This is a genomic window from Streptomyces sp. NPDC088246, from assembly GCF_044741025.1.
Classification (GTDB): domain Bacteria; phylum Actinomycetota; class Actinomycetes; order Streptomycetales; family Streptomycetaceae; genus Streptomyces.
The window spans coordinates 1-26,210 of the sequence record NZ_JBIURV010000065.1 but is presented as its reverse complement, the minus strand read 5'-3'; the positions used below and the strand labels follow the sequence as shown (position 1 = coordinate 26,210).

At 69.3% G+C, this 26,210-nt stretch carries 20 protein-coding genes, 1 tRNA gene and 2 pseudogenes; 12 read left to right on the top strand and 11 right to left on the bottom strand.

The window, feature by feature from the left end:
* Positions 1–197 precede the first annotated feature (197 nt).
* Positions 198–770, top strand: a complete 573-nt coding sequence (locus ACIPEK_RS41000; protein WP_383072255.1) for an ATP/GTP-binding protein — start codon at positions 198–200, stop codon at positions 768–770.
* Complete coding sequence (locus ACIPEK_RS40995; protein WP_402007269.1) at positions 767–1,354, top strand: GAF domain-containing protein; 588 nt, start codon at positions 767–769, stop codon at positions 1,352–1,354. Before ACIPEK_RS41000 ends, ACIPEK_RS40995 begins: the two co-directional genes overlap by 4 nt.
* 46 nt (positions 1,355–1,400) lie before the next feature.
* On the opposite strand, the gene ACIPEK_RS40990 is transcribed toward ACIPEK_RS40995, so the two are convergent.
* From ACIPEK_RS40990 to ACIPEK_RS40970, 5 genes are all read right to left on the bottom strand, one after another.
* Positions 1,401–3,311 carry a DUF2264 domain-containing protein gene (locus ACIPEK_RS40990; RefSeq protein ID WP_402007267.1) on the bottom strand — a complete coding sequence of 637 codons (1,911 nt, stop codon included), beginning with the start codon at positions 3,309–3,311 and terminating at the stop codon, positions 1,401–1,403.
* 38 nt (positions 3,312–3,349) lie between these two features.
* On the bottom strand, positions 3,350–5,782 hold the full coding sequence (locus ACIPEK_RS40985) for a polysaccharide lyase 8 family protein (RefSeq protein ID WP_402007265.1): 2,433 nt from the start codon (positions 5,780–5,782) through the stop codon (positions 3,350–3,352).
* Positions 5,783–5,804: 22 nt separating this feature from the next.
* Positions 5,805–7,190, bottom strand: coding sequence for a M60 family metallopeptidase (locus ACIPEK_RS40980; protein ID WP_402007283.1), 1,386 nt, complete (start codon positions 7,188–7,190; stop codon positions 5,805–5,807).
* Positions 7,191–7,353: 163 nt separating this feature from the next.
* A complete protein-coding gene (locus ACIPEK_RS40975) occupies positions 7,354–8,448 on the bottom strand; it encodes a LacI family DNA-binding transcriptional regulator (protein ID WP_402007281.1) in 1,095 nt (364 codons plus the stop codon).
* 62 nt (positions 8,449–8,510) lie between these two features.
* A complete protein-coding gene (locus ACIPEK_RS40970) occupies positions 8,511–9,497 on the bottom strand; it encodes a hydroxyacid dehydrogenase (protein ID WP_402007263.1) in 987 nt (328 codons plus the stop codon).
* Between the two features lie 339 nt (positions 9,498–9,836).
* Here ACIPEK_RS40970 and ACIPEK_RS40965 point away from each other — a divergent pair, with 339 nt between their 5' ends.
* From ACIPEK_RS40965 to ACIPEK_RS40945, 5 genes are all read left to right on the top strand, one after another.
* Positions 9,837–10,850, top strand: coding sequence for an ABC transporter permease (locus tag ACIPEK_RS40965; protein ID WP_402007261.1), 1,014 nt, complete (start codon positions 9,837–9,839; stop codon positions 10,848–10,850).
* Between the two features lie 82 nt (positions 10,851–10,932).
* Entirely contained in the window at positions 10,933–11,793 is an 861-nt protein-coding gene (locus ACIPEK_RS40960; RefSeq protein ID WP_383072258.1) for a carbohydrate ABC transporter permease, read from the top strand.
* Positions 11,794–11,844: 51 nt separating this feature from the next.
* Complete coding sequence (locus tag ACIPEK_RS40955; RefSeq protein ID WP_402007258.1) at positions 11,845–13,518, top strand: extracellular solute-binding protein; 1,674 nt, start codon at positions 11,845–11,847, stop codon at positions 13,516–13,518.
* Positions 13,515–14,981, top strand: a complete 1,467-nt coding sequence (locus tag ACIPEK_RS40950; protein WP_402007256.1) for a M1 family metallopeptidase — start codon at positions 13,515–13,517, stop codon at positions 14,979–14,981. Before ACIPEK_RS40955 ends, ACIPEK_RS40950 begins: the two co-directional genes overlap by 4 nt.
* A complete protein-coding gene (locus ACIPEK_RS40945; protein WP_402007254.1) occupies positions 14,978–17,194 on the top strand; it encodes a right-handed parallel beta-helix repeat-containing protein in 2,217 nt (738 codons plus the stop codon). The genes ACIPEK_RS40950 and ACIPEK_RS40945 overlap by 4 nt, the downstream gene beginning before the upstream one ends.
* Before the next feature lie 64 nt (positions 17,195–17,258).
* On the opposite strand, the gene ACIPEK_RS40940 is transcribed toward ACIPEK_RS40945, so the two are convergent.
* Positions 17,259–18,281 carry a LacI family DNA-binding transcriptional regulator gene (locus ACIPEK_RS40940; RefSeq protein ID WP_402007252.1) on the bottom strand — a complete coding sequence of 341 codons (1,023 nt, stop codon included), beginning with the start codon at positions 18,279–18,281 and terminating at the stop codon, positions 17,259–17,261.
* Between the two features lie 246 nt (positions 18,282–18,527).
* Between ACIPEK_RS40940 and ACIPEK_RS40935 the strand changes: the two genes are divergently transcribed.
* The 4 genes and pseudogenes from ACIPEK_RS40935 to ACIPEK_RS40920 all read left to right on the top strand — a co-directional run.
* Complete coding sequence (locus ACIPEK_RS40935; RefSeq protein ID WP_402007250.1) at positions 18,528–19,391, top strand: ABC transporter permease; 864 nt, start codon at positions 18,528–18,530, stop codon at positions 19,389–19,391.
* A 38-nt stretch (positions 19,392–19,429) separates the two neighbouring features.
* A complete protein-coding gene (locus ACIPEK_RS40930) occupies positions 19,430–20,446 on the top strand; it encodes an ABC transporter substrate-binding protein (RefSeq protein WP_402007248.1) in 1,017 nt (338 codons plus the stop codon).
* A complete protein-coding gene (locus tag ACIPEK_RS40925; RefSeq protein ID WP_402007246.1) occupies positions 20,443–21,264 on the top strand; it encodes an ABC transporter ATP-binding protein in 822 nt (273 codons plus the stop codon). The genes ACIPEK_RS40930 and ACIPEK_RS40925 overlap by 4 nt, the downstream gene beginning before the upstream one ends.
* A 43-nt stretch (positions 21,265–21,307) precedes the next feature.
* A pseudogene (locus tag ACIPEK_RS40920) lies at positions 21,308–21,562 on the top strand (epimerase); the annotation flags it as partial.
* Positions 21,563–21,629: 67 nt separating this feature from the next.
* Here the strand turns inward: ACIPEK_RS40920 and ACIPEK_RS40915 are convergent.
* From ACIPEK_RS40915 to ACIPEK_RS40895, 5 genes and pseudogenes are all read right to left on the bottom strand, one after another.
* The gene (locus ACIPEK_RS40915) at positions 21,630–22,487 is read right to left on the bottom strand and encodes a sugar phosphate isomerase/epimerase family protein (RefSeq protein WP_402007244.1); all 858 of its coding nucleotides are present in this window, start codon (positions 22,485–22,487) and stop codon (positions 21,630–21,632) included.
* Between the two features lie 14 nt (positions 22,488–22,501).
* On the bottom strand, positions 22,502–22,675 hold the full coding sequence (locus tag ACIPEK_RS40910; RefSeq protein WP_402007242.1) for a PKD domain-containing protein: 174 nt from the start codon (positions 22,673–22,675) through the stop codon (positions 22,502–22,504).
* A 55-nt stretch (positions 22,676–22,730) separates the two neighbouring features.
* Positions 22,731–24,146: pseudogene (locus ACIPEK_RS40905) on the bottom strand (ThuA domain-containing protein); the annotation flags it as partial.
* Positions 24,147–24,328: 182 nt separating this feature from the next.
* Complete coding sequence (locus ACIPEK_RS40900) at positions 24,329–25,231, bottom strand: transketolase family protein (RefSeq protein ID WP_402007240.1); 903 nt, start codon at positions 25,229–25,231, stop codon at positions 24,329–24,331.
* Between the two features lie 58 nt (positions 25,232–25,289).
* Positions 25,290–25,991 (bottom strand): transketolase, encoded by a 702-nt coding sequence (locus ACIPEK_RS40895; protein ID WP_402007238.1) that lies wholly within the window; start codon positions 25,989–25,991, stop codon positions 25,290–25,292.
* A 126-nt stretch (positions 25,992–26,117) separates the two neighbouring features.
* Here ACIPEK_RS40895 and ACIPEK_RS40890 point away from each other — a divergent pair.
* Positions 26,118–26,191 (top strand) — tRNA-Pro (locus ACIPEK_RS40890).
* Positions 26,192–26,210: the final 19 nt, after the last annotated feature.

Genomic DNA, 26,210 nt, shown 5'->3' with positions numbered 1-26,210 from the left:
GAGCTGCCGGAACTGGTGGAGCCTATGACTCCGGTGGAGCTGCCGGAACTGGTGGAGCCTATGACTCCGGTGGAGCTGCCGGAACTGGTGGAGCCTATGACTCCGGTGGAGCTGCCGGAACTGGTGGAGCCTATGACTCCGGTGGAGCCGCCGTAACCGGTGGAGCCTATGACTCCGGTGGCTCCGAAGGCTTTCCCGTGGCGCTCAAAGTGCTGGTGGCAGGCGGGTTCGGCGTCGGAAAGACGACCTTCGTGGGCGCGGTCAGCGAAATCGCACCGCTGAGCACGGAAGAGCTGCTGACCCAGGTCAGCGCCGCCACCGACAGTCTCGACGGCATCGAGTCCAAGACCTCCACCACCGTGGCGATGGACTTCGGCCGCATCACGCTCGACGAGCAGCACGTGCTCTATCTGTTCGGCACCCCCGGCCAGGAACGCTTCTGGTTCATGTGGGACGAGCTCTCCCAGGGGGCGCTGGGGGCGGTCGTGATCGCGGACACCCGCAGGCTCGCGGAGTGCTTTGCCGCCGTCGACTTCTTCGAGCGGCGCGGCATCGGATTCATCGTCGCGGTGAACGAGTTCGACGGCGCCTACCGCTACGCGCCCGAGGAGGTACGGGCCGCGCTCGACCTGGGGCCGGACGTGCCGGTCGTGCTCTGCGACGCCCGGATCGCCAGCTCCGGCACCGGGACACTGGTCACACTGGTCCAGCACCTGATCAACGCCACCTCCGCCCCGGCCCCGTTGTCCGGCTTCGGAGCCCACCCGTGACCCGACATGCCGACGGCCGGATGCTGCTCACACCTGTCGACCGCGATGCCCTCGTGCGTACCCAGCGGCTACGGACCCTTGGCCTCGGAGAACGTGCCGATGCCTCGTTCGACAACTTCGACGCCTTCGCCGACCGGGTGGCCGAAGTGACCCAAGTGCCCTTCTCGATGGTCAACTTCATCGACGGGAACAGGCAGTTCCATGCCGGACTGCACACCCCGACCGGCACGCTCAAGGGCTTTGACCTGGGCGCAACGGCCGCGGGCAGCGGCCGCGGGGGCCGGTATGTGGCCCTCGACCGCGGCTACTGCCCTCATGTCGTCGTACGGCGCAAGGCGCTCGTCCTGGAAGACGTCTGCGACTACCCACGATTCGCCGGAAACGCCGTGGTCGACGAAATAGGCATCCGCTCCTACCTCGGTGCGCCCCTCATCGATCGCACGGGCATCGCCCTGGGAGCCGTCTGCGCGGTCGACACCGTGCCCCGCCCGTGGGGCAGGGCAGGGCTCGACACGATCAAGTCCCTGGCACAGGAACTCGTCGGCCACCTCCATCGGCGGGAGGACAACAGCATCGGGATCTGACCGGGCGGGCCCGGCGGCTCGGTCCGGGAACGGAATCCGGCCGCGATCAGACCTCGACCGTCGTTCCGTCCAGGAACGTCAGCGCCACCGAGTCCGCACCCGCTCGTACCCGCACCGAGTCGCGCAGCGCCTCCGGATGAACGGTGTCCCGGGAGAGGGCGACCAGCGATACATGGATGCTTTGCCCGCCCGGGTGCGGTCGGCTGCGCAGATACGGGATCGCGGAACGCGGTCCGTACGCATTGGACTGGACGTCACGCGCCACAGCGGCCCCTTCAGCGCCACCGTCCCAGCCGTACAGCGCGATCAGGGCGCTGCTCAGACCGTCGGCCGTACGGGCGAGCGCCCAGTCGGGACCCGACAGGGCGAACGGGCTCTCCGTATGAGCGACCGCGTGACCGCCCTCCCGCACCACCGCACCCTCGGGCGCTTCGACCCGGTGCACCCGGATCTCCCACGCGCCGTGCAGCACACTCGTCGTCTCGATCCGGTACGGCTGATCGTCACCGGGCAGCCGGGCCGCGTACCAGGAAGCGGCAACGCGGTCCTCGCAGCGCAGCGGATGGATCCGGCGTCGCAGCGACGGGGTGCCGTCCGGGGCGACGAGTGCCAGATGACCATCGATGGAGCGTGTCACGGCGTGCGGGGCGGCTTCGGGGGCCGCCGCCGTCGAGTAGGCGAACTTCGCGTAGTGCGGATCGTCCGCACCCTCGGACGGATCGGCCGCCTCGTCGTACGGCGGATTGTGGTCGCTGCCGTGATTGATCAGCCGCACGATGCCGTCGTCGCGGGTGCCGTGCAGCAGCCAGCCGGGTGCGGGCAGCGCGGTGTACTGGTCGGACTCCTCGATGGGCAGCGGGAGTTCCCGTGCCGTCCACACCGGATGGTCCGCCGGGAGCAGCAGCCCGAGGAAGCCCTTGCTCGCCCAGTACGGCGAGGCCGGACCGGAGTACGGCTGGGTGCTCGGCAGGAACGTGTCGTACCAGCCGAGCGTCAGCAGCCCCCGGTCGTCCGGCACACCGCGCTCCGCGAAGTGCCGCATCGTGCCCGAGGCGAGCCGGCGAGTGAGCCCCGGCGCGAGCGGGGTGCAGCCGGCCAGAGCCCCCATCCACACCGGTGCGAGAGCGGCGAACCGGTACGTCAGTGAACGGCCCTGGTGGACCGGCGCGCCGTCGGAGCCGAAGAAGTGCGGGTAGTCCTCCAGGAACCGGCTGAGCCGCTGCCGGTAGACCTCGGTCCTGCCCCCGTCGTCGGCGCCCGCGATCCGCGCCCACAGCAGCGGGTACAGATGCATGGCCCAGCCGATGTAGTAGTCGAAGTTCCGGCCGTCGCCGTCGGTGTACCAGCCGTCACCGACGTACCAGTCCTCGATCCTGTCCAGATTGCTCTCGATGTCGGAGCGGCTGTACGGGGCGCCGACCGAGGCGAGGAACTGCTCGGACACCACCTGGAAGAGCCGCCAGTTGTTGTCCCAGGTACGCCCGCCGACGAACCCGGAGAACCAGTCGACGACCCGCTGCTGGACCTGGGCGTCCAGCCGGTCCCAGATCCACGGCCGGGTCTCGTGCAGTGCGACCGCGACCGACGCCGCCTCCACCATCTGCTGCGAACAGTCCGTCAGCCGCGGCCAGGACTCACCGCTCCCGGGGTCCGTGCCCGCGGCCAGGCCCGCCGTGTACCGCTCGATCAATGCGGGGCCGACCGCCCCGCCCGCACCCGCGATCCGGCAGGCGGCGAGCAGGAACGACCGGGCGAATCCCTCGAGACCGTCCGAGACGACCCCCGACCAGCTGTTGCGGCCCGGCAGCCGGTACTGCGCGAAGCCGGGTGTCGCGTACGGCACCAGCGCGTCCAGCATCCGGTCGGCCGTCGCCTCCCAGTGGGCCCGGGTCCAGCCGGTACGGGAGGACAGGATCCGGTCGGGCGGCGGCAGTTGCAGATGCGGTGCGACGGACATGGTGGTGCTGCTCCTCGGAAGGGGTGCGAAGGGGTGGATTACTGGATGAGTTCGGCTCGGTGGGTGTGGCCGCGCGAGCCGCCGACGGCGACGGTGAGTACGGGCCTGCGGCCCGGTACGAGGCTCACCGTGTCATCGGTGTCCACCACCGACCGTACGTGGAACGGCAGCTCGACCGAGAGCGTGGTGAGCGTCCGGCCAGGGTCGGCGACCGCGACGGAGATGTGTCCGCCCCGGCGCTGCACGAGCACCGACGCCGGACCGGAGGCCGTGATCCCGGCCGCGGTCCCGGCGCCCCAGAAGTTCACCGCGGTCAGTCCCGCCCGGCGCACCTCCACGGCCTGTGCGGTGGCGTCGTTGGCGACGATCCGGACCGGCCGGGAGTGCGACCAGGCCGAGGTCGCCGCCGCCGATGCTCCGGGCAGCAGCACATAGGCGTACCGGGCGTCGGTGGGGGAGATGCCGTGATCGACCCGGAGCGTGAGATAGCGGCGGGTGACGGGATCGGTGCTGCCGCCCGTGTCCGCCCCGGTGTCGATGGCCCGCCAGGTGCCGGTGCGCTGCTCTCGCAGGGCATGCAGGGCGGTGTCTTCGGGGAAGACATAGCCGCCCACGCCGTCGATGTGCGCCCAACGTGCTCGGCCGAAGTCCTGGGCCCAGCCCTGCTCGGCGGGCTGACGGATGCCGTCGACCAGCAGCCGGTTGCTGCCGTCCGTGCCGAGGTTGCGGTTCTCGACGATCGTCTCCACCGGTCGGCCGTCGCTCGCGGTGATGCCCGAGCCGAGCGAGATCACCGCGTTGTCCAGCAGGAACCAGGATTTCTTCGCCCGCAGGGTGGTGCCCTGGGCGCCGATCACCTCCATCGCGGCCGCCCCGTACCGGCCGTCCAGCACGGCCCCGCCGGCGACGGCGTTCGTCGGACGGTACGTGGACGTACCGGCGCCCGTGCCGAGATCGGTCCGCTGCCGGGTGTCGACCGTGGTGCCGGGGAGCCGGTACGGATCGACGGTGGGCCAGAAGCCGTCGTTGAACTGCCCCAGGTCGTCGCCGTCGTACAGATACGTCATGCCGTCGCCGGTGTACCAGCCGTGCAGATTCTCGCCGTTGCCCGCCTCGTAGGCCGAGATCCGCTTCGACGAGAGCGACAGCGCGCAGGCCCAGCCGGGACGGCGGTGCACGACGCGGTCCATGTCGGCGAAGACGAAGCTGCCGGTCGTACGAGCCCCGGCCTTCACGGTCCGGTCGTTCAGGACAGCTTTCGCCAGGGTGAGCTGGGGAAGCGTCGCGAGAGCAGTGAAGGCAGTGGTGCGATTACGGGTCAGCCAGCCCTTGACCAGCGCGCGCCAGCGCCCCGCGTACTCGGCGGGTGCGCCGGCCGCGAGGAGCAGGATCGCGGCGACGGCCGTCGCACCGTCGCGGTGGTCCCCGGCGCGTTCCCGGGAGATCGCCCGGCCGCGCACCGAGTCCATCATCAGCCCGTCGAAGATCACCGGGGCGAAGGTCCGCTCGACGGCTTCGTACATCACCGACACCTCCGGGTCGGCGACCGCCCACTCGGAGCCCGCCAGCAGTGCCAGCAGATAGGCCGTGCCGCCCAGCAGCACTACGCCGTACGAACCGGTGTACGCGACCACGTCGTGCTGGACGAACGAGCCGTCCTCGTAGAAGCCGTCACCCGAACTCGTGTAACGGAAAAGGCTGTTGCGGCCCGAGTCACGCACATCGGAGAGCGCGTCACGGGCGGAGACGAGCTTGCCGGCGTCCTGCCCCAGCAGTCCGCGCAGCGCCACGACGACTGCCTTGTCGGTGCGGTTCGCGCCGGTCTCCGCGAGCGACGGGGAGTTGGTACGACGGTCCGCGTCCGGGCAGAACCGGTCGACGACCGACAGATAGTCCGTCAGATCGGCTGCGGGAAGCCGGTCGCGGAGGATGACGGAGCAGTCCATCAAGGCACGCGGGGCGCCGATCTCCCAGAACCACCAGTTGCCGGTCTCGCGCTTGGCCGGGTTGTACGCGGTGTCGTACGTGAAGCGCAGCGCGGCCACGAGGGCGTCCGCCACCTCCGTGCTCCCGGCGAGGGAGGTGCCCTCGGTCGCCCAGGCGACCGCGATCGTGCGCAGCCGGGTGTAGCTCTGACCGAAGTTGCCCGGGTCGGTGAGCGGTGCGAGGTCGGGCCAGAGCGCGGTCCGTCCGGCGGCGCGGTCGAGGGCGTCCCAGAGCCCCTTGGCCGTGGTGGACAGGGCGGCGAGCGCCGCTGTGAAGTCGGTGTCGGCCGGGTCGAACTCGCCGCCGGTGAGCAGCGTTTCGGCCCGCCGGAGGAGGGTGTCGAAGTCGGCGGTCACCGCGGCTTCGGCGGATGCGGCCGCGATGGGCCGCGCGTGCGCGGCGCCGGCCGACGTCATGAGCGTCGTCGCGGCTGTGACGGCCGTGGCGCTGCTCGCCGCCAGAAGGGTTCTTCTGCTGAGGTTCACAGTGGCTCCTTGTCGCCGGTGGTCAGTCCGACAGCGTGGACGGGTCGACGGAGGGCTTCGGCAGGTTCAGCGCGGCCAGCTCGGCCTTGCCGGTGGCGTCGATCGGGAACGCCCAGGTGTTCACGAAGAAGTCCGTGAGGTCGTAGCCGGCCACGCGGCTGGAGTAGGTGGCGAGGGCCCGGTAGCGCTTGTCGTTCTCCGTGTAGTCCGACTGGGGGTTCTCCTCGCGCACCAGCTTGTGCAGCCGGGGCCAGAAGTCGTCACCGAAGGCGAGCTCCAACTGGCGCATCGGGACGAGCTTCTCGTAGGCGCCGAAGGACTTTTCGTACGTCAGCCCGGCCGTGCCGAACTTGCGCTGTGCGGACTGGAAGTAGGTGAGCCCGGTCGTCGCGTCGACCGTGAGCAGGTTGGACGGCTGCTGCAGGGTGCGCTGCGCGGCCAGCGAATAGATGTTGACCGTGACCTCGGTAAGACCGCCCGGCTTGTACGCCATCTGCTGGTGGAGGTGGCCGAGTTCGTGGTAGAGCCCCCAGCCGCGGGTCCGCAGCCCCTCGACGGTCGTGGCCCGGTCGAGGTAGGCCCGCGGGAAGCCGTTGTAGCCGTGCGTGGCGTAGGCACCGACGCCGGTCGGGACCTTGCTGACCTCGGTGAAGTGGTACGGACCCGCCTTGCGCCGGTGCACCGGCTTCGAACCGTCGAGGCCGCTGATCCGGGCGTGCGAGTCGATGATCGTCTCGACCAGTCCGAGCAGTGCGGCATGGTCCTCGTCGCGGTACAGCAGCGCGCCCTCGCGGGTGAGCGTCATGATCGTGTGAGGCGCGTGGAGTTCGACGTACGGCGATGCGGTGAGCGTGTCCAGCTGCTGCCGGTAGTCGGCCTCCGAGGTGCGGCCCAGGGCGAAGACGGGCATGGGGACGGAGCCGGAGCGGACCAGCACACCGGCCCGCTCGCCACGGCCCGTCATGGTGAGGTAGACCGGGCCGCCGTGCGGGTCCGTCACGGTGTTCGCACCGGCGGTCAGCGGATAGCTGCGGGGCTCGGTGATCTCGCCGTAGTAGTCCCAGGCGCCGATCCAGAGGGTGGGCAGCAGGTCGTCGTGCGGCTGGACGGTGAGGGAGAGGGGCGTGCCGGCCGGGACGTACAGGCCGGTGGGCTGGAACTCCGAGCCGTGCAGGGCCTGTCCGAGCCGCAGCCGCTCGGCCTCGGCGGCGGGCCGGGCGGTCACGGTCAGGTGGACCGGGCGGGCCCCTCGCGAAACGGAGGCGTCGGCCGTAGTGGCCCGGGCCGTGCCGGTGCCCAGGGCGATCGCCGCTCCGGCTCCGGCCGCGGCGGCGAGAACGGAACGCCGGCCGACGAGGGAGGCGGCGGAGGAAGGGGCGGTGGAGGGGCCGGCGGAGTCTGTGGGCATACGCATGCGGAACTCTCCCTGCAGAAATGAGTGAGGGGCGGAGGCGTGCGGAACGGGTGCTACTCGGCGCCAGCATGTAAGCGGTTGCTATCGAGCCGCAAGGGGAGTCGGGAAGTTACTGTGATTTTCTATGGCCAACTGTGGACAGGGGGGAAGTAACCGGTCACATTCGGGTGGACCGGCCGGGTCGTGGCGCAACGGAATCGCGTACCACGATGTGGGTGCCGAGGCGCAGCGCACCCGTGGTCGGCTCGCGCCAGTCGTCCTCGTCCCCGCCGGTGACGGCCAGTCGTACCGCCTGGCGCCCCATCTCCTCCAGCGGAATGTGGACGGTGGTCAGCCGCGGCCGCAGCTCCTGGGCCACCGGAATGTCGTCGTACCCCACCAGGGACACGTCCTTCGGCACCCGGACCCCGGCCTCCTCCAGGGCCTGCGCCGCGCCCGCCGCCACCATGTCGTTGGCGGCGAAGACCGCGGTGAAGTCCGGCCCGTCCCGCAGGAGTTCGGTCATCCTCCGGTACCCGAAGTTACGGCTGAAGGCGCCGGGCTGGACCAGCTCGGGGTCCGGGGCGATGCCGCGCAGCTCAAGGGCCCGCTGGTGCCCGGCCAGCCGGTCGCGGGTGGTGGAGAGCTTGGGCGGGCCGCCGAGGTAGAGGATCCGTTCGTGCCCCTGCATCAGCAGATGGTCGGTGATGGCGAAGGCGCCGCCCTCGTTGTCGTACTCGACCGCGACGGTCGGGGCCTGCTCGCCCAGCGGCGACCGGCCGCACAGCACCAGCTTCGATCCGCCCGCGTCCAGCTCGCGCGCCCTGCGGGCCAGCTCGGTGGTGTAGCCGCGGTCCGCGAGGGAGCCGCCGACCACGACCACCGCGTCCGCCCTGCGCTCATGCATCAGATCGATGAAGGCCAGCTCGCGCTGCGGGTCGCCCTGGGTGCAGCAGACCAGGCAGAGCCGTCCGCCGAGTGCCGCCTCCCGCTCCACGCCGCGCGCGATGTACGCGTAGAACGGGTCGATGACCTCGTTGACGATGATGCCTACGGTGCGGTTGGAGACGCCGGCCAGAGCGCGGGCATGGGCGTTGACGACATAGCCGAGCTCGCGCATCGCGGACTCGACACGCTCCCGGGTCGCCTCGGCGACCGGGTAGTTGCGGTTCAGTACGCGGGAGACCGTGGCCGTCGAGACGCCCGCGCGCCGCGCGACATCGGTGACCGTCGCGCGCCGTTGTCCGTCCGCGGCTGTGCTCTGCCGGCGCATCCGGCTCACCCCCTGGTGGCTGTTGTGTGACGCCGAGCCTAGAGCCTGTGCCGGGACGGAGCTCATGCGATCCTCCCCAGGTCGGCCCGGTTCACCGGGTGGTCGAACGGTGTGCCCTGCGCGTACCGCGCCAGTTCGTCCACTGCGAGCGCACCGAGCCGTCCCACCTCGTTGCCCTGGGCGCCGGCGAGATGCGGGGTGAGGAAGACGTTCGGCAGGTCCCAGAGCGGGTGGCCGTCCGGCAGCGGCTCGGGCGACGTCACATCGAGGACGGCGTCCAGCCGCCCGCTGACCAGGTGCCCGGTCAGTGCCTCGGTGTCCACCAGGGGGCCGCGGGCCGTGTTGACGAGCAGCGTGCCGGGCCGCATCAGGCCGATCCGCCTGGCGTCGATGATCCCGCGGGTCTCCGGCGTGTCGGGGGCGTGGACGCTCACCACGTCGCTGGTCGCCACCAGCGTGTCCAGGTCGGTCGGGGTGACACCGAGCAGTTCCGCCTCGGCCGCACTGACATACGGGTCGTACAGCAGTATCTCGGCATCGAGGACCCGGAGCAGTTCGATGACCCGGCGGCCGATCCGGGATGCCCCGACGATGCCGATGGTCAGGCCGTGCGTGCCGAGCCAGTGCTGGCGGTCGAGGTCGGCGCCGGTGCGGTGGGTGCGCCGGGTGCGGTAGAGCCCGGCCAGCGGAAAGACTCGTTTGGCGCCCATGATGATCGCCGCCAGGGTGAACTCGGCGACCGGTACGGCATTGGCGGCGGCGGCCGAGGAGACGACGATCCCGCGGTCGAACGCGGCCGGGGACAGAAACGTTTTCACCGTGCCGGCCGCATGGATCACGGCGCGCAGCGCGGGTGTCCGGTCCAGCAGCGCGGCGTCGACGGGCGGGCAGCCCCAACCGGTGAGCAGGACCTCCGCCGCATTCAGCGCCGCGGAGGCGTCCGGGGAGTCGAACTCGCTGATCACGGACGGGTTGAGGAGGTCGGCGGTCTCCTCGAGACGGGCCCGCACCGGTGGCGGAAAGACGTCGTCGAGCAGTCCGGGGCTCATGGCCAGGACCGTGCGCGGCCGTCGCGGGGGCGGTGCCGCAGCATCGCTACCGGAATGAGCCGGTGCCTCTTCGGTGGTTCGCACCCTGCCTCCGGATAGTAATCGCGTTCTATGGAATGACCGGAACGCTAAGGAGCGCGATGGGCGACCGTCAAGCTCGTGGCCGCCCCAACTGTCCACTTGGGACGTATTTTTGTTGATTCATTGGGCTGGTTTTGATGGTGAAGACGCCGCGTCTCAACGACATTTGCCCGGATCGCTTGACGCTTGGGTTAACCGCTTACTAACTTGCGGCCCCAGAAGGCTCACCATGCGCCACCCAGCCGAACAGGACGCACCATGGCTGAAACAGCACCCCCGTTGCCGCGGGAGAAGCGGCGGCAGAAGGCTGAAATACCCTCCCCGCCCGCTGCCCAGGCCGTTGTCGCACCGCACAGGCTGACGCTCTGGCAGCGGATCAAGCGGGACCGGGTGATGCTGCTGCTCACCCTGCCCGGCCTGCTGTATTTTGTCGTCTTCCACTACGTACCGCTGCTCGGCTATGTGGTGGCGTTCCAGGACTACCAGCCGTATCTCGGCTACATGCACAGCGTCTGGGTGGGGTTCGCCAACTTCTCCGCGGCGTTCGGTGAGCCGGCCTTCTGGTCCGCGACGTTCAACACCCTGGAGATCGCCCTCGTCCAGCTGGTGTTCTTCTTTCCGATCCCGGTCGCCCTGGCCCTGCTGCTCAACAGCATCGCCAGCGACCGCATCAGGCGCTTCGTGCAGAGCGTCGTCTATCTGCCGCACTTCATCGGCTGGGTCATCATCGTCTCGATCTTCCAGCAGATCCTGGGCGGCGCCGGGCTCCTGCCCGACGTACTCGGCGGTATGGGGCTGCCGCGCTACGACATGATGAGCGACCCCGACGCCTTCCCCTGGCTCCTGACCCTCCAGGTGGCCTGGAAGGACGCCGGCTGGGGCACGATCATCATCCTCGCCGCGCTGCTGAACATCGACAGGCAGCAGTACGAGGCCGCCGCGATCGACGGCGCGGGCCCGCGACGCCGCCTCTGGCACGTGACCCTGCCGGGCATCGCCCCCGTACTCATCCTGCTGCTGATCCTCAACCTCGGGCAGATCCTCTCCGTCGGCTTCGAACAGATCCTGCTCCAGCGCGACGCGGTCGGCCCGGACGCCGGTGAGGTCCTCGACACCTACGTCTACTACCACGGCATCAAGGACAACGACTGGGGCGTCGCCGCCGCCGTCGGACTCGTCAAGGCGGTCATCGGCACCGCACTCGTCCTGGGCGCGAACAAGTTCGCCCACCGACTCGGCCACGAAGGGGTGTACCGCGGTGCTGACCGCTGAGAAGACGCGCGCCACATCGGAATCCACCACACCGGCGCACCGGCCCGCCACCGCCCGGAAGTCCGACGGCCGGCCCCCGTGGATGGAGCGGCCGACCCGCATCGGGCAGACCGCCAAGGCGATCGCCATCGTCGTGGTCGTGCTCGCCGTCGCCTACCCGCTGGCCGGCGTCATCGGCACGAGCTTCGCCTCGCAGACCGACATCATCAAGAGCTCGGGCCTCGTCCTGTGGCCGGACCACCCCACCCTGGACGCCTACCGCACCATCTTCACCGGCGGAGTCGTCACCCGGGCGCTGATCGTCTCCGTCGGCATCACCGTCTTCGGTACCCTCGCCAGCCTGCTCGTCACCGTCGGCATGGCGTACGGACTCTCCCGCCGCGATGTCACGGGATCCCGGTTCATCCTGATGACGGCCCTGTTCACGATGCTCTTCAACGCGGGCATCATCCCGAACTTCCTGCTGGTCAAGGGACTCGGCCTGTACGACACCTACGCGGCCCTCGTCATGCCCACCCTGGTCAGCGCCTTCAACCTCGTCGTGCTGCGGTCCTTCTTCATGAACCTGCCGGAGGAGCTGTACGACGCCGCGAAGGTCGACGGCGCCGGAGACTTCCGCATCCTGGTGCGGATCGTCCTGCCGCTGTCCAAGGCCGTCCTCGCCGTGATCAGTCTCTTCTACGCGGTGACGTACTGGAACGCCTTCTTCAACGCGCTCCTGTACCTCAACGACTCGGACAAATGGCCGCTGCCGATGGTGCTGCGCACCTACGTCCTCCAGGGCCAGAGCCTGAACGCCGCCTCGGCCGGCGAGGTCCTCGCCCCGCAGCAGGCCGTACAGATGGCGGTTCTGGTGATCGCCGTCGTACCGATCCTCTGTGTCTATCCGTTCCTCCAGCGCTACTTCACCAAGGGCGTGCTCACAGGCGCCGTCAAGGGCTGAGCGCAGCCACCGCCCCCCACTCCTTCCGTCCCCTCTCCCAAGGAGATTCAGGTGTCGAGCTCCACCCCCATCAACCGCAGAGCACTGTTCCGCATGGGTGCGGGCGTCGGCCTCTCACTGGCCGCCGCCCCGCTGCTCGCCGCCTGCGGCGACGGCGGCACGACCGCGAAGGCGGAGGCCAAGAGCGCCTCGCTGCTCCCGGACACCGCGATCCGCAACATCGGCCTCAAGCCCGACCTGGCGGGCACCGCCGCCGGTGTTCCGCAGGGTTACTTCAGCTACCCGGCCAAGCCGCTGCGGGCCACGAAGAGCAACCCGCTCAAGGGCGCCGAACCGATCAGGGCGACGATGGAGACCTTCGCCCCACCGCCGCCCGCCCGCGGCAAGAACGCCGCCTGGCAGGAGATCGAGAAGCTCCTCGGCGCCCAGGTGAACATCACGGCCGTCCCCGCCGACGACTACGGCACCAAGTTCTCCACCATGGTCGCGAGCGACAGCCTGCCCGATCTCTTCATGTATCCCGAGGTCGGGGGCGTCGACAACAAGGCGGCCTTCCTCCAGGCCAAGTGCGCGGATCTGACCCCGTATCTCGCGGGGGACAAGGTCAAGGACTTCCCGAACCTGGCCGCGATCCCGAAGGGCGCCTGGCAGGCCGCGATCTTCGGCGGAAAGCTGTACGGCATCCCGATCGCCCGCACCGGCACCGGCGGCGCCGGCTTCTACCGCCACGACCTCTTCGAAGAGGCCGGCGTCACGAGCCTCGACCAGATCACCGGCCTCGACCGGTTCGTCGAGCTCTGCAAGGAACTGACCCGGCCCAAGAAGGACCAGTACGCGATCATCGCGGGCGCCACCAACGTACTCGCCATGTCGGCGGGCGCGCCCTACTTCTGGCGGCTGGACGAGAAGACGGGCAAGTTCACCACCGACCTGGAGACCCCGGAGTACCGCCAGGCCGTGGAGACCGCGCGCGAGCTGTACAAGGCCGGCTGTTTCTACCCGGGCACCCTCCAGATGTCCGGGGCGCAGAAGGCCCAGTACACGGACATGTTCAAGAACGGCAAGGGCGCGTACGTGTACGACGGCATGCCCACCTATCTGGCACCCGGCGTCGGCTACATCGCCGCGATGAAGGCGATCGACACGAAGTACGACCCGAGGCCCTTCGTGCCGTTCGGCTCCGCCGCCGTCTCCTGGATGGACAACGTCGCGCTCCAGAACACCCACATCAAGAAGGCGTCCGGGGGCCGGGTCAAGGAGATCCTGGCCCTCGCCGACTTCGCTGCCTCCCCGTTCGGCAGCCAGGAGTACACGCTCATCAACTACGGCGTCGAAGGCAAGGACTTCACCCGTGACGCCAAGGGCAACCCGGCGCTCACCAAGCAGGGCACCCAGGACGTCACCGTGCCGTGGAAGTTCATGGCCTCCGCCGTCCCCGCCATCTTCAGCGCCGACTCGGAACAGGGCGTCCGCCACGTCCACGACGCCTTCACCAAGATGATCCCGATCATGGAGCAGGACCCGACGCTCCGGTACTCCTCGCCCACCTGGGACTCCAAGGGCACCGGCAGCCTCTACACGTTCAGGCAGGACGCGCTCAAGGACATCATCGCGGGCCGCAAGCCGATGTCCGCCTACGACCAGCTCGTCAAGGACTACCTGGCCAAGGGCGCCGAGCAGGCCCGCGGCGAATTCGAGGACGCCTTCCAGAAGGGGAAGAAGTGACGACGCGACGCACAGCCCTCAGACTCGGCGGCGCGGCGGTGGCCGCGGCCGTCGCCGTACCCGCACTCGGCTCGACCGCCATCGCACAGCCGCACGGCTTCGACCCGAAGCCCGGCTCCGACGGCGTCGGCGACCCGCTCTTCCCGACCCTCGGCAATGGCGGCTACCAGGTCGTCCACTACGACCTCACTTTCGACTTCACCCCGGTGACCTACGACTTCACCGCCGTGGTGAAGATCAACGCCAAGGCCACCCAGGACCTCTCCGCCTTCAACCTGGACACCGACGGCCACACCATCGACTCCGTCACCGTCGCCGGCCGCCCCGCCGGCTGGGAGCTCTCGCCCGGCAAGAGCGGCCAGGAGTTCACCATCACCCCCGCCCGACCGCTCCACAACGGACAGGCGTTCACCGTCGAGGTGCGTTACCGGGGCAACGGCAAGGCGCCCCGACTCGGGCTGACCGGCTGGAAGTTCGGCACCGACGGCGGCTTCGCCTCCGCCGTCCAGTCCTCCCGCGCCGACACCTTCCTGCCCTGCAACGACACTCCGTCCGACAAGGCGACGTGGACCTTCCACATCAGCGCACCGCAGGGCTATGTCGCCGCCGCCAACGGCGAACTGCTCCACAAGACCCCGCGTGCCGACGGCTCCACCGTCTGGCACTTCGCCCTGCGCGAGCGCATGGCGACCGAACTCATCGGCATCGCCGTCGTCAAGGGCACCTATCTGTACGGCACCAGCCACCGCGGACTGCCGCTGCGGCACATCGTCCCGCAGGGACAGGAAGACAAGTACGGTCCGATCGTCGCCCGTACCGCAGACCATCTGGCCTGGCTGGAGGCGAAGTTCGGCCGCTACCCGTTCTCCGTCTACGGCGTCCACATCTACGACGGCTACACCGACGCCCTGGAGAACCAGACCCTCTCCCTGTTCTCCACCAACTGGTTCAAGCTCAACGCCAACGGGCAGCCCGGCTACGAGACCACCATGGTCCACGAGCTCGTCCACCAGTGGTTCGGCGACTCCGTCACGCCGAACGACTGGCAGCAGGCCTGGCTCAACGAGGGCCCCGCCGTGTACTACGCCGGCCTGTACGGCGAGGAGCGCGGCTGGTCGGTCTTCGAGGACAAGATGAAGGCCACGTACGCGAAGCTCGATGCCATCCGCGCCACCGACGGCCCGCCCGGACTTCCGAAGGCGCTCGGCGGCACCAATATCTATGACGGTGGCGCACTCGTCCTGTACGCCCTCAGCCTTCAGATCGGTCAGCGGCAGTTCGACCGGGTCATGCGTGAGTGGGTCAACCGCTTCAAGGACTCCACCTACACCAGCGAGGCCTTCATCCGGCACACGGTCGACGTCACCGGCGACAAATCCCTCGACCCGTTCCTGCGCGACTGGCTCTTCGGAGCCGTGAACCCGTCCATGCCCGGCCACCCCGACTGGAAGGCCTCCGCGTGAACCGCCGCTCCCTGAACGTCGTACGAGGAACCGCCGCTGCCGCCACCGCCGCCTTCCTGGCCGCGCTCCTCGCCGCCCCGACCGCCCAGGCCGCACCCGGCCCCCGCACCCTGTACGCGGCCCCGGACGGACACGGCACCTCCTGTACGGTCGCCCGCCCCTGTACCCCGGAAGGCGCCCGCGACCAGGCCCGCACCGAGACCGGCCGCGACGTCCGCGTACTCCTGAAGAACGGTACGTACAAGCGCGACGAACCCCTGAAGCTCGGCGCCGCCGACTCCGGGAAGGACGGCCGCACGGTCACCTGGGCCGCGGCCCCCGGCGCCCGCCCCGTCCTCTCCGGCGGACAGGACATCACCGGCTGGCGGCAGAACGCCGACGGCACCTGGACCGCCGACGTCCCGGCCGGTGTCACCCCCCGCCAGCTCTTCGTCGACGGCAGGCGCGCCACCCGCGCCCGGGGCGCGGCCTGCGCGGCGAGCACCTGCGACGCCACCAGGACCGGGATGACCGGTGCCGTCGCCACCGGGATCGACCGGTGGCAGCGCCCCACCGACGCCGAAGCCGTCATCCGGGTCCGCTGGCGCAACTACCACTGCCGGATCACCGGCGTCAGCGGCGACCTCATGACGTTCGCCCAGCCCTGCTGGACCAACTCGGCGAGCGGCACCAACCGCACCGGACCCGCCTGGGACTCCACCGCGGTCGACTCGACCCGCTACAGCGGCGTCGCCTTCTTCGAGAATGCCCTCGAACTCCTCGACCAGCCGGGCGAGTTCGTGTGGAATTCGCAGAACCGCACCGTCACGTACCTGCCGCGCAAGGGCGAGAACATGCGCCGCGCGCAGGTCGTCACCCCGCACACCGAGCAGCTGCTCGTCGCCGACGGTGCCCACGACCTCACCGTCAGCGGAATCGGATTCGCCTACGCGGCGTACCGCCAGCCGGACACCGACGAGGGCTACGCGGGCATGCAGGCCGGTCTCACCCTGACCGGAGCCACCGGCCCCGTCGACCATGCGGGCCGCTTCTACACCAAGCCGTCCGCCGCGGTCACCGTCCGCGGCGGACAGCACATCAGCATCGAGAACGCCCGGTTCAGCCGGCTCGGCGGCGCGGGCGCCATCCTCGAAGCGGGCACCAGGGACAGCTCCCTGACCCGCTCGTCCTTCACCGATCTGTCCTCGGGCGCGGTGTACGTGGGCGACACCGAGCCGATGCCCGGGGCGGCGCTCGCGGGGGAGCGGAACACGATCGCGTACAACACCATCACCCGCTCCGGCGTCGAGTACACCGACTCGGTGGGCATCTGGGCCGGTTACGAGGCCGAGCTGACCGTCGACCACAACAGCCTGGACCATCTTCCGTACTCCGGGATCTCGGTCGGCTGGGGATGGAACCAGCCCGAGGCCCAGAAGTCACTGCTGCGCGACAACAAGGTGACCGACAACCGCATCACCGATGTCATGGAAGTCGCCCAGGCGCAGCACGACGGCGGCGCGATCTACACCCAGGGCGCGCAGCCGGGCACGGTCGTCTCCGGCAACTACATCAACCGCTCCGCCTTCGGCAACACCGAGCGCGACGGCAACGGCATCTACCTCGACGAACAGTCCTCGCACATCGTCGTCGAGAAGAACGTCATCACCCGCATCGGCTACAAGTGGGTCTCGAACTGGGCGGATTACGGCATCCAGAACACCGCCCGGGGCAACTGGACCGACACGGCGGCGCCGGCACTCGCCGGCAACGGCTCGGTCATGACGGACAACCTCACCGGCCTGGACCGACTGCCGGCCGAAGCCCTCGCCGTCGCAGCCGGGGCAGGCGCCCACGGCGGCCCCGTCGAGCAGCTGCGGACCGACCTGGCCCGTACCGGCACCGCGACCCAGTCCTCCACCGACGGCACGGCGGCCGCGGCGCTCGCACTGGATGCCGACACCAACACGGACACCCGCACGCTGTCCGAGGCGGGCGCCTGGTGGCAGGTCGACCTGGGCAGCGAACAGCGCATCCGTCAGATCGAGATCTGGAACAACTCCTCTTCCACGACAGCCGACTTCGATGTCGTCACCGACGACGCGACGGTCCACGTCAGCGGGAAGGCGCTGCGCCCGACGGTCCTGAACCTCGGCAGCCGCACCCGCACGGTGAAGATCGTGACCTCCGGCACGGGACGCGTGGCACTCTCCCAGGTGCTCGTCCACCCGTAGTGGTCCGCCCTCCGTCGCCGGGCGCATCACGATGGAGGGCACCTCGGCACCCGAACGCCGCCGGTCACCCGACCGGCGGCGTTCCCGTGCTCGCCCGCACCACCACCTCTCCCGCCACCCGCACCACCCGGGCCCGCCGCCCCGCGGACGGCTCCCGCAGCGCCAGCGCGATCACGTCCTCGCCCATCGAGGTCAGCGGCAGCGCCACCGTGGTGAGCGCCGGCGACAACTCCCGTACCAACGGAATGTCGTCGAACCCGGCGAGCGAGACATCCTCCGGCACCCGCAGCCCCTCCTCCCGCAGCGCGGCGAGCGCACCGACCGCCATCACATCGGTGACCGCGAACACGCAGGTCGGCCGCGGCCGGCCGCAGGCCAGCAACCGCCGGGCCGCCGCATACCCGCCGTCGCGAGTGAACGCGCCCTCCACGACCCGGTCGAGCCCGAATCCCGACTCCGCGAGCCCTTCCCGGAAGCCGGTGAGCCGGTCGGAGACACTGGTCAGCGCGGGCGGGCCGGTGAGCACCGCGAACGTGCGGTGCCCGAGCCCCACCAGCGTCCGGGCGAGCGCGGCCGCCCCCGCCCGGTTCTCCGGCTGCACGGTGTCGACCCGAAGGCTGCGGTGCCTGCTGACGACGGCCACTCGCCCCCCGCCCCGTATGTAAGGCTCCAGTTCGGCATCCAGGGCCCGCTCCCACGCCCGGTCCTGGAAGCCGGAGCCGATGAGCAGGATCGCCCGGGCGCGCTGAGCCCGCAGCATCGAGACGTAGGCGATCTCCCGGGCGGGTTCCCGGAAGGTGGAGGCCAGCATCACCAGCAGATCCTGTTCGGCCGCGGCCCGCATCACGCCACTCGACACTGCGGCGAAGTACGGATCACTGACGTCATGACAGATGACACCCACCGTACGGTTGTTGGTCGAATTCGCGAGTGCCTGCGCGTGGGCGTTGGGGATGTAATCGAGCCGGTCCGCCGCCGCCCGTACCCGCTCTCGCAGATCGTCGCGTACCCGGGTCGTGCCGTTGAGGGCGCGCGAGGCGGTGGCGGGTGATACCCCGGCCTCCCGGGCCACGGCGTCGAGCGTCACATGCGCCGCTGTGGGAAGGCCGCCGCGCGGCTCCGGGTGGTGCGGTGTTCCCCGTTCACTCAACTCGACCCCCAAGGGCGCGGTGGTGGAAGGCCCCGAAACTTGTCGACGACCTATTGACCGTGCGTGCAGGCAGTCATTAGCGTGGCGAAAACCTTACCAGAAAGCGCTTTCTGAAAGCGCCTTCTCGTCATCGCAGGATCGCACAGCTCTCCACAACTGCACCCGAAGCGCAGGGAGTTCACAGTGAGCCAGAGCGCGTTGACCAAAAGTCCCCCTGAGACGGAGGGAGTTGTTCGGCGGGCCGGACCCTCGGCGGGGGAGCGGTTCGCGCGAGCGGCCGAGCAGAGCTGGCGGCCCGTCGCCCTGCTGCTGGCCTGTTTCGCCGTCTGGTGGGTGATCTCGGCGGCGGAGCTGGTGAAGCCGTATCTCGTACCGTCACCCGGGGCGACCCTCGATGTCCTTACCGGCAAGGCCGGATATCTCTGGCAGCACACCTGGGTGACCACATACGAAACGCTGCTCGGCTTCCTGATCGCCGTGGCCGTCGGAGTACTGGCGGCAGTCGTCATGGTGTACTCCTCGACCGTCGAGCGCACGCTCTATCCCATTCTGCTGTTCGCCCAGGTCGTACCGAAGATCGCGATCGCGCCGCTGTTCGTCGTCTGGCTCGGCTTCGGTATCGAGCCGAAGATCCTCATCGCCGTGCTCATAGCTTTCTTCCCCGTCGTGATCTCCATGGTCACCGGCCTCAAGGCGGTCGACCCGGAGATGCTCCAGCTGTCGGCGACCATGGGCGCGGGGCCCTGGCAGACCTTCCTCAAGATCCGCTTTCCGGCCTCGCTCCCGCATCTCTTCTCCGGGCTCAAGGTCGCGGTCACCCTGGCGGTCACCGGCGCGGTCGTCGGCGAGTTCGTCGGCGCCAACGAGGGCCTGGGCTATGTGATCCTCCAGGCCAACGGCAACCTCGACACCCCGATGCTCTTCGCCGGGCTGCTCGTGATGTCACTCATCGGCGTCGTGCTCTTCGTCGCCGTGGAGATCGCCGAAATGCTGCTGCTCCCGTGGCACGCCAGCCGCCGGGACGCCTCCGCCACCACCACGTACTGACTCCGTCGTACCGACTTCGTCGCGAGAAGGGCCAGCCCATGCATGCGCGCAGACTCCTGATCGGTGTCGTACCCCTCGTCCTGATGGCCACGGCCTGCGGCAACGGCGCGTCGACCACCACGAGCGACTCGGGCAAGAAGCTGGACAAGGTCACGCTGACGCTCAACTGGTATCCGTACGGCGAACACGCGCCGTTCTACTACGGCAAGCAGCAGAAGATCTTCGAGAAGCACGGCATCGACCTGAAGATCCAGGCGGGCCAGGGCTCGCAGAAGACGGTGCAGGCCACTGCCGCGGGCCAGACCGACTTCGGCTGGGCCGACACCCCGGCACTGCTCGCGGGCGTCGACCAGGGCGTGAAGGTGAAGAGCCTCGGAGTCTTCCTCCAGACCACCCCGGCGTCGGTGCAGTCCTTCGATACCGAGGGCATCGAGTCGCCTGCGGATCTCAAGGGAAAGACCATTGCGGGGACCGCCGGTGACGCGCTCTCCAAGACCTTCCCGATCTTCCTGAAGAAGAACAACCTCGACGCGTCGGACGTCAAGGTCCAGAACACCGACCCGGCGGGCAAGATCGCCGCGGTGATCTCCGGGAAGACCGACGGACTCCTCGGCTATGCCAGCGACCAGGGCCCCACCATGCAGGAGAAGGCCAAGAAGCAGGTCTCGTATCTGCGTTTCTCCGAGAACGGGCTGAACTTCTACTCCAACGGTCTGCTCGCCGGACAGAAGATCCTCGCCACGAAGTCCGAACTCGCCGGACGCATGGTGAAGGCGGTCAGCGAGTCGTGGGCGGCCGCCGAAAAGGCCCCCGGGCCGGCGGTCGTGGCGATGGACGGAGCCTCGGAGCAGCTGCCGCCGACCACGGTCCTGGCCGAGCAGTTCAAGACGACGCTCACTCTGCTGCACACCTCGTCGACCGAGGGGAAGGCGCCCGGAGTGAACAACCAGGCCGACTGGCAGCAGACCATCGACGTCTTCGCCGAGGCGGGCATGGTCAGCAAGCCGAAGGCCGTCGCGGACTACTGGGACGAGAAGACGGCGCTGAAGGGATGAGGATGCCGAAGCAGCACACGACGCGGACCGAGGCACCGGTTCCCGCCGCGGCGGCGGTCGGACTGTCCGATGTGGCGGTCCGGTTCCGCAGCAGGAAGCGCGATGTCACCGCGTTGCGCGAGGTATCGCTCGATGTGGCGCCCGGTGAGTTCGTGGCGATCGTCGGACCGTCCGGATGCGGCAAGTCGACCCTGCTCAAGCTGGTCGCCGGATTGCTGAAGCCGTCCTCGGGCGAGGTCCGGCTGGGCGGCGAGCAGGTCGACGGGGTGCGGCACGACATCGGCTACGTGTTCCAGCGCGCGGCCCTCCTGGAGTGGCGCTCGGCGCGCCGCAACATCCTGCTCCAGGCCGAGATCCGGAAGATGCCTCCGGCGCAGGCGCGCGGCCGGACCGACGAGCTGATCCGGATGACGGGCCTGGCCGGCTTCGAGGACGCGTATCCGCATGAGCTGTCCGGCGGAATGCAGCAGCGTGTGGCGTTGTGCCGGGCGCTGCTCCACGAACCCCCGGTGCTCTTGATGGACGAGCCGTTCGGCGCGCTCGACGCGCTCACCCGCGAGCAGATGAACATGGAGCTGAACCGCATCTGGCGGGAGACCCGAACCACCGTCCTGCTGGTCACCCACTCCATCTCGGAGGCCGTCTACCTGGCCGACCGCGTGGTGGTGATGAGCCCGCGTCCCGGCACGATCTCCGAGATCATCGAGGTGGGGCTGGACGCGGAACGGGAGTACGGCGAGACGCTGGGCCGCCCGGAGTTCCGGGACGCGGCCGCCCACATCCGCGACCTGCTGGGTGCGGCTTCCGCGCACGAGTGACGGTGTCCTCGGCTGCCGGACGGGCTTGAGGACCGAGCCCGTCCGACAGATCTTCGCGTTGATCGAGGAACGCACCGCCCGCCCCCTGAACATCAAAGTCGTCGACGAACCGCGTCCGTTCGGCCCCTTCGACGAGGTCTTCATGGCCGAGTACGCCGAGATGTTCTACCAGCACACGAAGGCGCAGATCGTCGACTCCTCGGCGATCGAGAAGGCGTACGGCCTCGTCCCCAATCCCCTTTCCGCCACGGTGGATTCGACGCTCGACTGGTACGGGGAGCTGCTCGCAGCCCGCTGAATGCGCAGCGGCCCCGGGCTGCGGTACGCGCAACCCGGGGCCGCTCCGTGTGCCTGCCCGCTCAGTCTCAGAAGCGCAGCCGGGAAAGATACGTATAGCTCGCGAGCGCAGAGGCGAACGGATCAGCCGGCGCGTCGTGCTCCACCAGCCACTGCTTCACACCGCCCTGCCGCGCCGTGTCGAACATCGCCGGGAAGTCCAGCACCCCCGAGCCGACGTCCGCGAAGTCCCCGTTCGGCGCCATGTCCTTCACATGGAGTGCCGGGAAGCGTCGCGGATGCCGTACGAAGAGCTCCCCGGGCGCCGAGGCGCCGCCGGTGGCCGCCCAGTACAGATCCAGCTCGAAACCGACCAGTTCCGGGTCGGTTTCGGTGAGCAGGATGTCGTAGAGGCTGACGCCGTCCACCACCTGATGATCCGTCCCGTGATTGTGGTACAGCAGCTTCAGCCCGGACTCGCGCGCGGCGAGCCCCACCCGGTTGAACTCCTTGGCCACTTCGCGGTATCCGGCCGGACTGTGCAGCGAACCCGGCAGGCTGGGCACGACGATCCACTTGCCGCCCAGGGTGTGGATGTCCTCCAGTGCCTGGGGGAGTCCGGCCCCCTTCACGATGTCGTAGCCGACATGTTCGAGGACGGCCCGCAGCCGGCTCTCGTCGAGTATCCGCCGGATGTCGGCCGCGCTGTGGCCGTGCCGGCCGCTCACCCCGACCGTGGCATAGCCGATCTGCGCCAGCCGCTCAAGGGTGCCCCTGAAGTCCGTCGCCAACGGCGTACGCATGGTGTAGAGGTGCATGCCGATCCCGGACGGCGGGATGCGCCGGCAGCGGCGGGCCTCGGTGGCGGACGCGGGGCCGGTGCCGATCCCTGCGGCTGCGGCCATGCCCACGGCCGTGCCGAGGAAGGTGCGTCGTGTGCGGTCCATGCGGGTCTCCCCTCTCAACTCACGTCGATGCGTACAAAACCGGTGCTGGTGTCGCCCTTGTCGTCGGTGACCGTCAGATGCGCGGTGTACGCACCCTTCCGGTCATAGGTGTGCGTGGCAGTCGCACCCTCCGCTTCGGTGCTGTCGCCGAAGTCCCAGTGGTACGAGGCGATCGTGCGCCCGGCCACCGGCTCCACCACACTGCTCAGTGCCACGGCGAGCGGTGCGGTGCCCGTCGCCGGGGCCGGCGGGAACGGTGTACGTACCGTCGTCCCTGGGTGTGATGCGCAGAATCTTGCCGCGCAGATCGTTCGTATTGCCCGCCGTGCCCTGGGCGTCCCAGGCGCGCCGGCCTGCGCCCTCGTCGATCGGGTTGAAGCCGTCCGAGGCGAACGGATCGGTGTTGTCCCCGGTCGCCGCGTACAGATTGCCGGCCTTGTCGAAGGCGAGCGAACCGGCCATGTGGGAATTGGCCCGGCCCTCGCCCCGCCAGGTCGCAATGGTCAGCAGCCGCTTCTCCGACGCGGGATCGACCGAATTTCCGGTGACGGTGAACCGGGAGAGATCGAGCTGCTTCTCGGTCTTGTCGGAGTGCAGGAGATAGAGCCAGTTGTTCGTGGCGAAGCCCGGGTCGAGGGCGAGGCCGAGCAGTCCGTCGGACTGACTGGTCATCTCCGGTGTGTACGCGAAGTCCAGCGCAGTCGACACCTTCATCGTCTGCTGGTCGATGACCTTCAGCTTCCCGGTGCGCTGGGCGAAGAACACCCGGCGGTCGGGGGCGACGGCCAGTTCGAAGGGGTCGGCGAGGTCGCTGGTGGCCAGCGCGGTCCGCTGGAACGAACCGGTCCGCGTCGCCGTGCAGTCACCGGGCTTCGCACCCGCGGCCCATTCGATACCGCCGAGAAGGTGCTGGACGAAGCCTTCCTCCTGGAACGCCGAGGACGCGTGCCCGCCTGCGGTGAACCAGGAGCGGCCGCCGTCGTAGTTCTGGCACCAGGACCACGGATGGTCCACGCCCTCGTCGAGCCCGGTGATGCCGTCGCGCACCTTGATCTGCGCGAGGGTATGCACCTTGGAGGTGGGATTGGTGCGCCAGTTGTACCACTCCTCCGTACGCTCCCAGAGGTCCGGAAGGCCCTTGGTGGAGGGGTGCGCGTGATCGAGGACCTTGACCCGGCCGGTCTGCACGGCAGGGTGCTGGTCGAAGATGGCACCGGCAAGACCCTCGTACCAGTCCCAGTCGCGCTCACTGGCGGACGCGGCATGCAGACCGACCCAGCCGCCTCCCGCTCGGATGTACTTCCGCAGGGCCGCCCGCTCGTCGGCGTTCAGCAAGTCACCTGTCTCCGGTGTGGAGTTGGTGTTGTTGAACACGACCGCCTGGAAGCGGGCGAGATCGGTGTCATTGAAGACGGCGGAGTCGTCGGTCGCCTCGACCTCGAAGCCGTTCTCGGCGCCGAGCTTCTTGATCGCTTCGATCCCGGCGGGAATCGAGTCGTGATGGAAGTTGGTGACCTCGGAGTAGACCAGGACCCGGAAGGAAGCCGCGTGGGCCCGGGGCGGCGAGGCCACCAGAAAACCGACGACCAACGCCAGGAGCGTGGTGACGGCGATGAGCGGCGAAGGAAAGCGGCGACCTCGTAACGGGCGATGACTCATGGGCGCTCCCTGTGCGGTAGATGCCGGCTGCGGGATTTAGAAAGCGCTTTCTGAAGTGCATCGTTCAGAGTAGGTTCAGGTCTTGATGGGGTCAATGGGCCGGGAGCGCACGCTGTGACTTCGGGGCTTCTGACGCAGGTTGGGGGAGAGCGGTTGCCCCGGCACGAGGGCCACCGCCCCGGTCATCGGCGGAGGAACCCGCCGATCCGCTCCCGCAGCCCTCGCGGATCCAGGCCATGGGCGGCGAGGTGCTCGTCCATTTCCCCGTACTTGCGCAGCTCGGCCCGCCCCACCCCGAGGCCCAGCACGCGGTGCGGCAGCTCGGCGAGCGCGTCATTGGCCGCGGCCGTGGACGTGCCTGCCAGATACGGCTCGACGATCACCACATCGGCTGCCCTGTGATCACCGGCCGCCCGCCGCAGCCCGGCCCCGTCGAAGGGGCGCACCGTCGTCGCGTACAGCACGGTCGCATCGAGGCCGTCGGTCGCCGCGAGGACATTGTCGAGCATCGGCCCGACCGCGATCACCACCCCGCTCTCCCCTTCCCGCACCGTGGTGAACCCGGTCCCCGCGCCGACCCGCCGCGCCCGGTCGTTGGACTGCAGCGACAGCCGTACGTACACCCGGCCGTCCCCGGCCGCAGCCTGCCGCAGCAGCTCCTCGGCCTCGTCGGGGTGGCCCGGGACGTGCACCGTCCACCCGTCGAGGGTGTCCATGAGAGCGACATCGCCCGGTGACATGTGGGTGAAGCCGCCGGCCGGCCAGTCGTACGAGCCTCCGGCACTCACCAGCACCCCGCCCACTCCCTGATGGCCGAAGTCCAGCTTGACCTGCTCGAACGGCCGCTCGACCAGAAAGCTGGCGAAGGTGTGCACGATCGGTCGCAGGCCGGTGAGCGCCATCCCGGCGCCCGTCCCGATCAGCAGCTGTTCCCTGATACCCACATTGATGACCCGGTCCGGATGGGCCCGCGCGGCCCGGTCGAAGCCGTCCCGGCTGATCTCGGCCAGCACCAGCGCGAGGCGGGGGTCCTCGTCCAGCAGCTGTGAGGTGGTCGAGATGAAGCGGTCACGCATCGTGTCCATGTGAAGTGTCCCTCTCCGGTTTCGTTGCTTCTGTCTCTTCGGTTTTCGCCCGGTGCGTTCAGCTCTTGGGGTCGACGCGCGCGACCACGGCCCGCGGCCGCCCAGGGTGTGGCGCCGTGAAGGCCGCGTACAACGCCTCGTGGTCGCGTCCGTCGACGGAGTCGACCGACCAGCCCGCAGCCTCGAACCGGGCCGCGATGCCGCCGGGCCGGCCGTAGGACGCCGACGCGTTGTCGATCACCACGGTGTGCAGCTGTTCCAGCCCGGCCGGACCCGCGTAGGCGAGGGCCTCGTGATTGCTGCCCTCGTCCAGCTCGGCGTCCCCGATCAGCACCCACACCCTCGGGTCGGTCAGCCCCTGCGCCCGTAGACCGAGCACGCTCCCCACGGCCAGTGGCAGCCCGTGCCCCAGTGACCCGCTGCCGATCTCGATCCCCGGCGCCAGCGTCCGGTCCGGGTGATGCCCGAGCGGCGAGTCGTACGCCCCGAACCCGGAGAGCAGTTCCTCGCCGAAGAAGCCGTGCGCGGCCAGGACCGCGTAGTACGCCATCGGACCGTGCCCCTTCGACAGCAGGAAACGGTCGCGGTCGGGCGCGTCGGCGGTGCCGGGCGTCACCCGCAGCACGCGGTCGTACAGCACCCAGAGGGCATCCAGCGTGGAGGTCGCGGCGGGGCCGTGCTTCTCGTCCCCCGTCATCAGGCTCATCAGCCGGTTCATGTCGCGGTGGTCGCCCGTGGGCGCAGCAGTTGTGTTCGCCATGGACCCAGCGTTGAACATCAAGTTCGGTTGAGGTCAAGCCGGGAAAGGCGTTCGTGACCACCCATCGAAGTGCGGTATTGTTCTCATGCGCGTTCGGCCAGGGGAAACCCCAGGTCAGGCGGGTATCGGGACGTGGCGCAGCTTGGTAGCGCACTTGACTGGGGGTCAAGGGGTCGCAGGTTCAAATCCTGTCGTCCCGACTTGTGTTTTCGCAGGTCG

Excerpts from the sequence above, each read along its gene's own strand:
- ACIPEK_RS40925 (WP_402007246.1), top strand. The coding sequence starts at position 20,443 with ATGAGGATGCCGAAGCAGCACACGACGCGGACCGAGGCACCGGTTCCC.
- ACIPEK_RS40930 (WP_402007248.1), top strand. The coding sequence starts at position 19,430 with ATGCATGCGCGCAGACTCCTGATCGGTGTCGTACCCCTCGTCCTGATG.
- ACIPEK_RS40895 (WP_402007238.1), bottom strand. The coding sequence starts at position 25,991 with ATGGCGAACACAACTGCTGCGCCCACGGGCGACCACCGCGACATGAAC.
- ACIPEK_RS40965 (WP_402007261.1), top strand. The coding sequence starts at position 9,837 with ATGGCTGAAACAGCACCCCCGTTGCCGCGGGAGAAGCGGCGGCAGAAG.
- ACIPEK_RS40990 (WP_402007267.1), bottom strand. The coding sequence starts at position 3,311 with ATGTCCGTCGCACCGCATCTGCAACTGCCGCCGCCCGACCGGATCCTG.
- ACIPEK_RS40900 (WP_402007240.1), bottom strand. The coding sequence starts at position 25,231 with ATGGACACGATGCGTGACCGCTTCATCTCGACCACCTCACAGCTGCTG.
- ACIPEK_RS40970 (WP_402007263.1), bottom strand. The coding sequence starts at position 9,497 with ATGAGCCCCGGACTGCTCGACGACGTCTTTCCGCCACCGGTGCGGGCC.
- ACIPEK_RS40960 (WP_383072258.1), top strand. The coding sequence starts at position 10,933 with ATGGAGCGGCCGACCCGCATCGGGCAGACCGCCAAGGCGATCGCCATC.
- ACIPEK_RS40980 (WP_402007283.1), bottom strand. The coding sequence starts at position 7,190 with ATGCCCACAGACTCCGCCGGCCCCTCCACCGCCCCTTCCTCCGCCGCC.
- ACIPEK_RS40915 (WP_402007244.1), bottom strand. The coding sequence starts at position 22,487 with ATGGACCGCACACGACGCACCTTCCTCGGCACGGCCGTGGGCATGGCC.
- ACIPEK_RS40975 (WP_402007281.1), bottom strand. The coding sequence starts at position 8,448 with ATGCGCCGGCAGAGCACAGCCGCGGACGGACAACGGCGCGCGACGGTC.